Here is a 9,907-nt window from a genome sequence, read left to right on the forward strand (position 1 = left end):
GCCGCATCCATGCGGCTCACGCCCCCTCCAGCCCACCCCGACCCGCCATCGACAGACGGTCGGTGGCCATCGAAAATCAAAATCACGTAGGTCCGGTAGCGTCGGTCGCAAGACGACGGCCCTGAAACAACCAACACCCGGTAACGCATGACCCCGAAACAACGGAAGCTTCTGCCGTTGCCGTTGCCGTTGCCGTTGCCGTTCCATCCGCATTCCGACCCTCCATCGGGGGAGGCCGACGGGTAGCCCCCGGAGGGACACTCCACGGCATGGATGCCGTGGAGTAGCCTACATGGACGTACTTGCGGCGTGTCCCGGAGCGAGGGTGCCCGTCCCCCGCCCCAGCACGGATGAATCAAAGCGCCGCTTTTCACATCAAGCTACGATCAACCGATAAACCACAACGCGAGGACACGCATGGCTGTCGAGGTGCTGGGGGTGAAGGAACGTGCGCCGGGCGAACGCCGGGTGGCGCTGACGCCGGAAACGGCGCGCAAACTGGCCGCGCTCGGGGCCACGGTGTGGATTGAAGCGGGTGCCGGTCTCGGTGCGGGCTTCACCGACCAGGCTTATCTGGACGCGGGCGCACAGCTGGCCGATGACACGCGTGCCAGCCAGGCCGACATCGTGCTGTGCGTGCAGGCTCCGGAAACGGCGTGGTTGAACCAGCTCAAGCTGGGCAGCACGCTGGTCGGCATGCTGCAGCCGCAGGCCGACAGCCTGCGCGCGGCCACCATGCAGTCACGTGGACTGCAGGTGTTTCCGCTGGAACGCCTGCCGCGCACCACCCGTGCGCAATCCATGGATGTACTCAGTTCGCAGGCGGGCATGGCCGGTTACAAGGCCACGTTGATTGCGGCACAGCGCGCGCCGCGCTTCTTCCCGATGCTGACCACCGCAGCCGGCACCATCCGGCCCTCGCGCGTGCTGGTGGTCGGGGCCGGTGTGGCCGGTCTGCAGGCAGTGGCGACGGCGCGTCGGCTCGGGGCGCAGGTGGAGGGCTTTGATGTGCGGCCGGAGACCCGCGAGCAGATCGAATCACTCGGCGGCAAGTTCCTTGATCTGGGCGTCAGTGCAGCGGGCGAGGGCGGTTATGCGCGCGCGTTGACCGAGGAAGAGCGTGCCGAGCAGCAGCGCCGTCTCGGCGAGCACCTGCGGCTGGTGGATGTGGTAATCTGTACCGCCGCCGTGCCCGGCCGGCCGGCCCCGAAAATCATCACCCAGGCGATGGTCGAGGGCATGCGGCCCGGCAGCGTGGTGGTGGATCTGGCGGCGGAAACCGGCGGCAACTGCGAAGCGACGGTGCCGGGAGAAACGGTCGATGTGGGGGGCGTTGTCGTTGATGGGCCGCTGAATCTCGCCAGCCAGGGCGCGGTGCATGCCAGCGAGATGTATGCGCGCAATCTTTACAACTTCGTTGCGCTGTTTGTGAAGGACGGTGCGATTGCGTTTGATTGGGAAGACGAGTTGCTGGCCAAGACGCGGTGGGTGGCGGGGTAAGGCGTCAACGCGATGCCAGAACATCCGTAGAGCCACGCCCTGCGTGGCTGCGCGGTGCCGGGTTGGTCGAAGCCACGCAGGGCGTGGCTCTACGTGTGGATAGGCATGGTTGTAGTGTTACGGTCGTTTGGCCGGGTCACCCGGCGCTGCATTGGCCTTCAACCACTCCTGGCGCTGTTCCGGCGTCATCTTCCCCCAGCGCTCGCGCAAGGCTTCGCGCTGCTCCGGGGTCATGCTTCGCATCTGTGCGAACAGCACCCGTGCCTGCTCGCGCTGGGCCGGGGTCATGTTTTCGAAGCGGTGGCGGCCACGCCGGGCCAGCTCGCGCTGCTCCGGGGTCATGCTCTGCCAGCGCTGGCCGTGCTGCAGCATGCGCTCGCGCTGCGGTGGCGGGGCGTCGTTCCAGCGGTCGCGCACCGGGGCGATCAGCGCTTCGCGCTGCTGCGGGGTCAGCTTGTCCCACTCCGGCAGCGGGGCGTTCTGCGCCGCGCTGGTCGCGCTGAAGGCCAACAGCAGCATGGCAAGGGTTGTCTGCAGTTTCATGGTCACTCCATCGCCAGGTCGGTGGCACCCAGCCACACGTACATGTCCGGATTCTCATCCAGCAGTCCGCCACTGTCATCTACCGCACTGGCCATGACCGGTGCCGGCGGCGCGCCGGGCGGATGTGCGGTAAAGCTGTAGCCCAGGCCCAGCGCCACCACCGCAGTACACGCAGTGGCCAGCCACCAGCCATGCGCGCGGCGCGGCCGGGCCGGTGCATGCCGGGCGGCACGCAACCGGGCCAGGGTGGCCGGTGACAACTGCTGCAGCGACTGCGCGTGCAGCTGCTGCAGGCGGGCATCATCGGGGAGGGGCGGGTGCGGACGGCTCACAGTTCGATCTCCAAGTGGTCCTGCAGCGCCTGCCGGGCGCGCGAAAGATGGGTTTTGACCGCGCCTTCGCTGCAGCCCATGGCGGCGGCGGTGGTGGCTCCGTCCAGCTGCTGCAGCACGCGCAGGGTGAAGGCTTCACGCTGTCGCGCCGGCAGCGCGCGCAGGGCCTGCACCAGCTGCGCGTACTGCTCGCGCTGCTCATGGGCCTGGGCCGGTCCGGGCCCGTGGTCGGCCCAGTCGATGTCGTGGTCGCCGGCCGCCTCGTCGCTGCTGCGCCAGAAGCGCAGGCGGAAGCTGCGGCGGCGCTGCAGGTCGACCACGCGGCGGCGCAGGATGCTCCAGAACAGCGGCGACCACTCCGCAGCCGCCTTTTCGCGGTAGGCCAGCATCCGCAACATGCTGTCCTGGACCGCATCCAGGGCGTCGTCGCGCTGGCGCAGGCCGGCTTCGGCAAAGCGGAACGCGCGCGGGCCGATCCCGGCCAGGAACGCATCCAGCGACACCGGCAGGGCGGCGTCGGTCTCGGACATCTCAGGCGGCAGGGACGGACTCACCAGCACAGGGTAGCGCTCGCGTGGGGGACATCGTGACAACGCGCCAGCGGGCCGTTGGTTGACCGGTGCGCCGATCCGTTAAGCCCATGGTTATGATGAGGGGGCGGAACAAAACGACTGGGAGAGACACGGCAATGAGCGACGGGTTCGTGGCGTTGTACATCTTCATGCTGGCCGCCATCGCCGGCCATGTGATCATTTCGCGGGTGCCGGTGATCCTGCATACCCCGTTGATGTCCGGTTCCAACTTCATCCACGGCATCGTGCTGATCGGCGCGATGGTGGTGCTGGGGCACGCGCAGACGCCGCTGGAAGAGATCATCGGCTTCGTCGCGGTGGTGCTGGGGGCCGGCAACGCGGCCGGCGGCTACGTGGTCACCGAACGCATGCTCGACATGTTCAAGCCCAGTGCCAAGCGCACTGACACGGAGAAGACCCCGTGAGCCTGAGCACCGCGCAGTTGCTGCATTGGGGCGTGCAGACCAGCTACCTGGTCGCCGCAACGCTGTTCCTGCTGGGCCTGCAGCGCATGGCCTCGCCGCTCACCGCGCGCAGCGGCATCCGCTGGGCCGGGGCCGGCATGCTGATCGCCACCGTGGCGACCTTCTTCCTGCCGGAACTGCACAACGTGCCGCTGATCCTGGCGGCGGTGGCCATCGGTACCGGTGTGGCGTGGTGGTCGGCCAAGCGGGTGGCGATCACCGACATGCCGCAGATGGTGGCGCTTTACAACGGCATGGGCGGCGGCTCGGCCGCGGCGATCGGTGCGGTGGAACTGCTGCGCTTCTCGTTCCTGGCCAACCGCGATACCACCCACTGGAGCGCGCAGGCCATCGCCGACCTGGCGGCCCGCCAGCCGTCGGCCACGGTGCTGGCGCTGGCGGTGATCGGCTCGGCGATTGGTGCGGTGTCGCTGTCCGGCTCGATCATCGCCTGGGCCAAGCTGGACGGGCGCCTGGACCGGCGCGTCACCTTCCCGGGCCAGCAGGCGTTCAACCTGGCGGTGGCCGTGGCCATGGTGGCGCTCGGCATCTGGGCGGCAGTCAGCCTGAGCCCGGTGGCGATCATCGCTTTCTTCGTCGTGGCGCTGGCCCTGGGCGTGCTGATGACCCTGCCGATCGGCGGGGCCGACATGCCGGTGGTGATTTCGCTGTACAACGCCTTCACCGGCCTGGCAGTGGCGTTCGAAGGCTACGTGCTGGGCAACGAGGCACTGATCATCGCCGGCATGATGGTGGGCGCGGCCGGCATCCTGCTGACCCGGTTGATGGCCAAGGCGATGAACCGGCCGATCAGCGGTGTGCTGTTCTCCAACTTCGGCGGCGGCGGGGCCGGGCAGGAAATCACCGGCGCGCAGAAGCCCATTGAAGCCAGCGACGTGGCCGCGATGCTGGCGTTCGCCGAGCGCGTGGTGATCGTGCCGGGCTACGGCCTGGCCGTGGCCCAGGCCCAGCACAAGATCTGGGAACTGGCGCAGCGGCTGATCGAGCGCGGGGTGAAGGTGAAGTTCGCCATCCACCCGGTGGCCGGGCGCATGCCCGGGCACATGAACGTGCTGCTGGCCGAGGCCGGCGTGCCGTATGACCTGATCGCCGACATGGATGACATCAATCCCGAGTTCCCGACCACCGACGTGGCGCTGGTGATCGGGGCCAACGACGTGGTCAATCCGGTCGCCCGCACCGACCCGTCCAGTCCGATCTACGGCATGCCGATCCTGGACGTGGTCAACGCCCGCAACGTGGTGGTGATCAAGCGTGGCAAGGGCACCGGCTTTGCCGGGATCGAGAATGCGCTGTTCTACGCCGACAACGCGCGGATGCTGTATGGCGACGGGGCGGGGGCGGCGAGTGCGCTGGTGAGTGAGCTGAAAGCCCTTGATGGAGGGCATTGAGGCGGTTTAGATCACGGGCAGCCGGGCAAGCCCGGCTCTACATGGGGGCGCGCGTAGAGCCGGGCTTGCCCGGCTGCTGTTACCGCGCGACAAACCAGCCCACAACCAGTGCCACGGCCAACCACACCATCTCGGCCGCCCCGTTGGCCAGCTGCGCCAGCGTCCAGGCCATATGTGGCCCCATCCGCAACGCTGAATCCCACGGGGCCAACCCAAGCGACGCTCCGACATAGGAAGAAGCGATCGCCCAGTTGGCAATGACCGCCGCCAGCAGCGTTCCGACCAGGGTCAGCCCCACCCGCAGCGCCGGACGCCGCAGCGCCCCCAGGCGAAGCATGAAGGCCAGTTCCACCGCGGCGAAAATGGCCATCCAGCCGGCCTGGCGGCCACTGGCCAGGGCCACGAACCACCACACCATCACCGCAGCTACCAGTGCGATCAGCAACATCAGGGGCCAGAGCCAGTTCACGGAGCGGGCAGAAACGGACGGGGTCGACATGCAATCTTCCTGTGAATGGCTACAGGATACCGGCTTGCGCCGTGACCGGCGCGGGGGCACCCACTGGGCTAAAATGGTCGCCTTGAGCGGCCCCGTCCGCAGCCCCATATCGAACGCATGTATTCCCGTAGCAGCGAACCTGTCCACTTCGAACGCGATTGCGAGGCCGTGATGGTCCCGCAGGGCGAAACGGTCACCTTGCCAGCTGGCAGCTATGGGTACATCACCCAGGCGCTCGGGGGCAGCTATACCGTGTTTGTCGAAGGCAATCTGTTCCGCATCGCCGGCAAGGACGGTGACGCGATCGGCAAGGAGGCTCCGGCCCCGCTGGAACTGCCGGCCGACGCTTCCGACGAAGAGGTGGAAAAGCTGGTGTGGCAACAGCTGCGCACCTGCTTCGACCCGGAGATCCCGTTCAACATCGTCGACCTGGGCCTGGTCTATGAAGTGGACCTCAAGCACCTGGACGACGGCCAGCGCGAGGTGGACGTCAAGATGACCCTGACCGCGCCCGGCTGTGGCATGGGCGACATCCTGGTCGATGACGTGCGCAGCAAGCTGGAAATGATCCCGACCATCGCCGAGGCGGATGTCGAGCTGGTGTTCGACCCGCCGTGGGGCAAACATATGATGTCCGAGGCTGCCCGCCTCGAAACCGGCATGCTGTAACCGCCGCAACTGCAACCCAGAACAGGAAATTCCCGGTGTCCCAGTCCAATCCCAGCTTCGCCGTCACCCGTTCGGACCACCCGCGCAGCGCCGAGCAGCGCGCCCAGATCCTGGAGAAGCCGGGCTTCGGCCTGCATTTCACCGACCACATGGTGGAAGTCCGCTGGGACAAGGACACCGGCTGGCACAACGCCAACGTGCGCGCCTACGGCCCGCTGCAACTGGACCCGGCGGCCGCGGTGCTGCACTACGGCCAGGAAATCTTCGAAGGCATCAAGGCCTACCGTCACGCCGACGGTTCGATCTGGACCTTCCGTCCGGACGCCAACGGCCGCCGCCTGCAGCGTTCGGCGCAGCGCCTGGCGCTGCCGGAGCTGCCGGTGGAAATCTTCGTGGAATCGCTGAAGCAGCTGATCGCGGTGGACGCGGACTGGGTGCCGTCGGCCGATGAGTCGAGCCTGTACTTCCGTCCGTTCATGATCGGCGACGAAGCCTTCCTGGGCGTGCGCGGCGCACACAAGGCGGGTTACTACGTGATCGCCAGCCCGGCCGGCCCGTACTTCGCCAAGGGCGTGGCTCCGGTGTCGATCTGGCTGTCGACCGAGTACGCACGTGCGGCCAAGGGTGGCACCGGTGCGGCCAAGTGTGGCGGCAACTATGCCGCGTCGCTGCTGCCGCAGCAGAAGGCGCAGGCACAGGGCTGTTCGCAGGTGCTGTTCCTGGACCCGGTGGAAGGCAAGTACCTGGAAGAGCTGGGCGGCATGAACGTGTTCCTGGTCTACAAGGACGGCACCCTGGTGACCCCGGCACTGTCGGGCAGCATCCTGGAAGGCATCACCCGCGAGAGCATCCTGCAGCTGGCCCGCGACCGTGGCATGAAGGTCGAGGAGCGCAAGGTGACCATCGACGAGTGGAAGGACGGCGTGGCGTCGGGCGAGATCGCCGAAGTGTTCGCCTGCGGTACCGCGGCGGTGGTGACCCCGATCGGCCAGCTGAAGGGCGAGGGCTTCTCGGTGGGCGACATCAACGCCCCGGCCGGCGAAGTGACCATGTCGCTGCGCAAGGAGCTGACCGACATCCAGTACGGCCGCCTGCCGGACCGCCACAACTGGCTGGTCCGCCTGGACGCGTAAGCCGCGCCCTGGCAGCACTCCTCGAAAAGCCCGCCTGCAATCAGGCGGGCTTTTTTGTTTGGATTCCGTAGAGCCACGCCCTGCGTGGCTGCTGCCGGGTTCGTGCGAACAGCCGGTGTTCACGGCATCCCTGGGTTGGCGGGTCGGGATGGGCGTTCCGGGGGACGCTGCAAGTACGTCCATGTAAGCTCGATCGCCGCATCCATGCGGCTCACGCCCCCTCCAGCCCACCCCGACCCGCCCCGACAGGCAATCGGTGTCCATCGGAAATCAAACGCAGCGCTGCTCGATTTTCATGCGCTACCGGGCGTGGGGCATTTCACTGCCGTCGTCTGTCGACCGACGCTACCGACCGCCTCGCGACCAACCCTCGGGGGCGGGGCCAGGTACCCCCCGTAAGGACACTCCACGGCATGGATGCCGTGGAGTAGCCCCCATGGATGGGTTCACGGCGTGTCCTGGAGCGGGGGGGCCTGGCCCCGCCCTGCACGGATGAACCGAAGCGCCGCTCTCCGCGACCAACTCCGAATACATCGATCCAAACAACCCTAACCCTTTGACGCGCAAGCAATGTCCCACCACTGACGCACAAGACAGTGACGCAGGACACGATTTGCCCTACCGAAGACTCGAATCGGGTACGGAAGTTCCTTCACATTCACAAACCTTTGACCCCGGATGTCTCAATTCGGAAATTTCACAATACTGAAATCGCGCTGAAGCGTTGTTCGGAGTCAGGAAAACGCACTAGCGTCCGGGGTCGGTCGGTTTTTCAGGGGAGCCGGTCCGCTTGCAACGGTTCAATCCGCGCCAGCGCTTCACAGCGAACGGATTGCACCGACTTCCGCCGCATTGACGGCATTTCAGTTCAAAGGGAAATCCGATGTCTCATGATTCGCAGCAACGTGTGCGTCAGCGCGCATTGGTGGTACTGGGTGGTTCGGTCCTCTCGACCCTGCTGCTGGCCGCGCCGGCCTTCGCCGGTGACGTGCAGCTGAGTGGTCTGGCCTCCGCGCCCACCCACCAGCGTTTCATCGTCAAGTACCGCGACGGGTCCACCGACGTGGCCAATCCCACGGCCCTCGCCAGCTCGCTCAAGGCCGCCGCCTCGGCCGTGCCCGCCGCCCAAGGGCGCGCGCTGGGCCTGCAGAAGCTGCGCACGCTGGCCATTGGCCCGACCGTGGTCAAGGCGGATCGTCCGCTCGACGCCGCTGAATCCGAACTGCTGATGCGCCGCCTGGCCGCTGACCCGAACGTGGAATACGTCGAAGTCGATCAGCTGATGCGGCACACCCTGACCCCGAACGACCCGCGCCTGTCCGAGCAGTGGGGCTTCGGCACCAGTGCCTCGTCGATCAACGTGCGTCCGGCCTGGGACAAGTCCACCGGCACCGGCGTGGTCGTGGCGGTGATCGACACCGGCATCACCAACCACCCGGATCTGAACGCCAACATCCTGCCCGGCTACGACTTCATCAGCGACGCCGCGATGGCGCGTGATGGCGGTGGCCGCGACAACAACGCCAATGACGAAGGCGACTGGTACGCCGCCAACGAGTGCGGCGCCGGCTATCCAGCCTCCAACTCCAGCTGGCACGGTACCCACGTGGCCGGCACCATTGCGGCCGTGACCAACAACGCCGTCGGCGTTGCCGGCACCGCCTACAACGCCAAGATCGTGCCGGTGCGCGTGCTCGGCAAGTGCGGCGGCTACACCTCCGACATCGCTGACGCCATCGTGTGGGCCTCGGGCGGCACCGTCAGCGGCGTGCCCGCCAATGCCAACCCGGCCGAAGTGATCAACATGTCGCTCGGCGGCAGCGGCAGCTGCTCGACCACCTACCAGAACGCCATCAACGGTGCCGTCTCGCGCGGTACCACCGTGGTCGTGGCGGCCGGCAACAGCAACACCAACGTGTCCTCGGCGGTGCCGGCAAACTGCCCGAACGTGATCGCGGTGGCCGCTACCACCTCGGCCGGCGCGCGCGCCAGCTTCTCCAACTACGGCACCGGCATCGACATCTCCGCGCCGGGTGCGAGCATCCTGTCCACCCTCAACACCGGCACCACCGTGCCGGGCAGCGCGTCGTATGCCTCGTACAACGGCACTTCGATGGCGGCTCCGCATGTGGCCGGCGTGGTCGCACTGATGCAGGCAGCGGCGACCACCGCGCTGACTCCGGCACAGGTGGAAAGCATCCTCAAGAGCACCGCACGGCCGTTGCCGGGTGCCTGCTCGGGCGGCTGCGGTGCGGGTATCGCCAATGCGGACGCGGCGGTCGTTGCCGCACAGGGCGGCGGCAACCCGAACCCGGGTACCGGCGAACTGCAGAATGGCGTGCCGGTCACCAGCCTGTCCGGCACCAGCGGTACGTCACTGGCCTACACCGTGGCGGTGCCGAGCGGGCGTTCGCAGCTGAAGGTGACCATCGCCGGCGGCAGTGGTGATGCCGACCTGTACGTGCGTTCGGGCAGCGCCCCGACCGACACCGTCTACAACTGCCGTCCGTACCTGAGCGGCAACAATGAAACCTGCACGATCAATGCGCCGGCGGCGGGCACTTGGCACGTCCGGGTGAAGGCCTACAGCACCTTCTCGGGTGTGACCCTGACCGCGCAGTACTGAGCCAAGCCCCTCTCCAATGGGCAACGCCCTGGCGCAAGCCGGGGCGTTTCTGTTCCGGCATCCCGTGGACACGCATGGCGTGTCCCTACATCGCACAACCCGGCGTAGATACCGTCTCGCCCCTGCCTATGCAAGGGCGATTTCGGGATCAAACGGC

The 9,907-nt window shown here is 67.1% G+C and carries 10 protein-coding genes; 6 read left to right on the plus strand and 4 right to left on the minus strand.

Annotation, left to right across the window (positions count from 1 at the left end; all coding sequences use genetic code 11):
* The first annotated feature begins 417 nt into the window (after positions 1–417).
* A complete protein-coding gene (locus RT551_RS20185) occupies positions 418–1,500 on the plus strand; it encodes an NAD(P) transhydrogenase subunit alpha (protein WP_313461820.1) in 1,083 nt (360 codons plus the stop codon).
* A 117-nt stretch (positions 1,501–1,617) separates the two neighbouring features.
* Here RT551_RS20185 and RT551_RS20190 read toward each other — a convergent pair whose 3' ends face one another.
* From RT551_RS20190 to RT551_RS20200, 3 genes are read right to left on the minus strand one after another with little or no spacing between them, the layout of a single operon-like run.
* On the minus strand, positions 1,618–2,019 hold the full coding sequence (locus RT551_RS20190; protein WP_313461836.1) for a DUF3106 domain-containing protein: 402 nt from the start codon (positions 2,017–2,019) through the stop codon (positions 1,618–1,620).
* A gap of 26 nt (positions 2,020–2,045) precedes the next feature.
* Positions 2,046–2,375 carry a hypothetical protein gene (locus RT551_RS20195; protein ID WP_313461822.1) on the minus strand — a complete coding sequence of 110 codons (330 nt, stop codon included), beginning with the start codon at positions 2,373–2,375 and terminating at the stop codon, positions 2,046–2,048.
* Complete coding sequence (locus tag RT551_RS20200) at positions 2,372–2,905, minus strand: RNA polymerase sigma factor (RefSeq protein ID WP_313461824.1); 534 nt, start codon at positions 2,903–2,905, stop codon at positions 2,372–2,374. Before RT551_RS20200 ends, RT551_RS20195 begins: the two co-directional genes overlap by 4 nt.
* 158 nt (positions 2,906–3,063) lie before the next feature.
* Between RT551_RS20200 and RT551_RS20205 the strand changes: the two genes are divergently transcribed.
* Positions 3,064–3,372: an NAD(P) transhydrogenase subunit alpha gene (locus RT551_RS20205; RefSeq protein ID WP_313461826.1), complete on the plus strand. Its 309-nt coding sequence runs from the start codon at positions 3,064–3,066 to the stop codon at positions 3,370–3,372.
* On the plus strand, positions 3,369–4,823 hold the full coding sequence (locus tag RT551_RS20210; protein ID WP_313461828.1) for an NAD(P)(+) transhydrogenase (Re/Si-specific) subunit beta: 1,455 nt from the start codon (positions 3,369–3,371) through the stop codon (positions 4,821–4,823). Before RT551_RS20205 ends, RT551_RS20210 begins: the two co-directional genes overlap by 4 nt.
* Positions 4,824–4,902: 79 nt before the next feature.
* Here the strand turns inward: RT551_RS20210 and RT551_RS20215 are convergent, their stop codons facing one another.
* Entirely contained in the window at positions 4,903–5,322 is a 420-nt protein-coding gene (locus RT551_RS20215; protein WP_313461830.1) for a hypothetical protein, read from the minus strand.
* A 117-nt stretch (positions 5,323–5,439) separates the two neighbouring features.
* Between RT551_RS20215 and sufT the strand changes: the two genes are divergently transcribed.
* From sufT to RT551_RS20230, 3 genes are all read left to right on the plus strand, one after another.
* Positions 5,440–5,991 (plus strand): putative Fe-S cluster assembly protein SufT, encoded by a 552-nt coding sequence (sufT, locus tag RT551_RS20220; protein ID WP_125361306.1) that lies wholly within the window; start codon positions 5,440–5,442, stop codon positions 5,989–5,991.
* Positions 5,992–6,026: 35 nt separating this feature from the next.
* A complete protein-coding gene (locus RT551_RS20225) occupies positions 6,027–7,124 on the plus strand; it encodes a branched-chain amino acid aminotransferase (RefSeq protein ID WP_313461832.1) in 1,098 nt (365 codons plus the stop codon).
* Between the two features lie 883 nt (positions 7,125–8,007).
* Positions 8,008–9,750, plus strand: coding sequence for a S8 family peptidase (locus tag RT551_RS20230; protein WP_313461834.1), 1,743 nt, complete (start codon positions 8,008–8,010; stop codon positions 9,748–9,750).
* Positions 9,751–9,907 lie beyond the last annotated feature (157 nt).

Source organism: Stenotrophomonas sp., from assembly GCF_032103445.1.
Lineage (GTDB): Bacteria > Pseudomonadota > Gammaproteobacteria > Xanthomonadales > Xanthomonadaceae > Stenotrophomonas.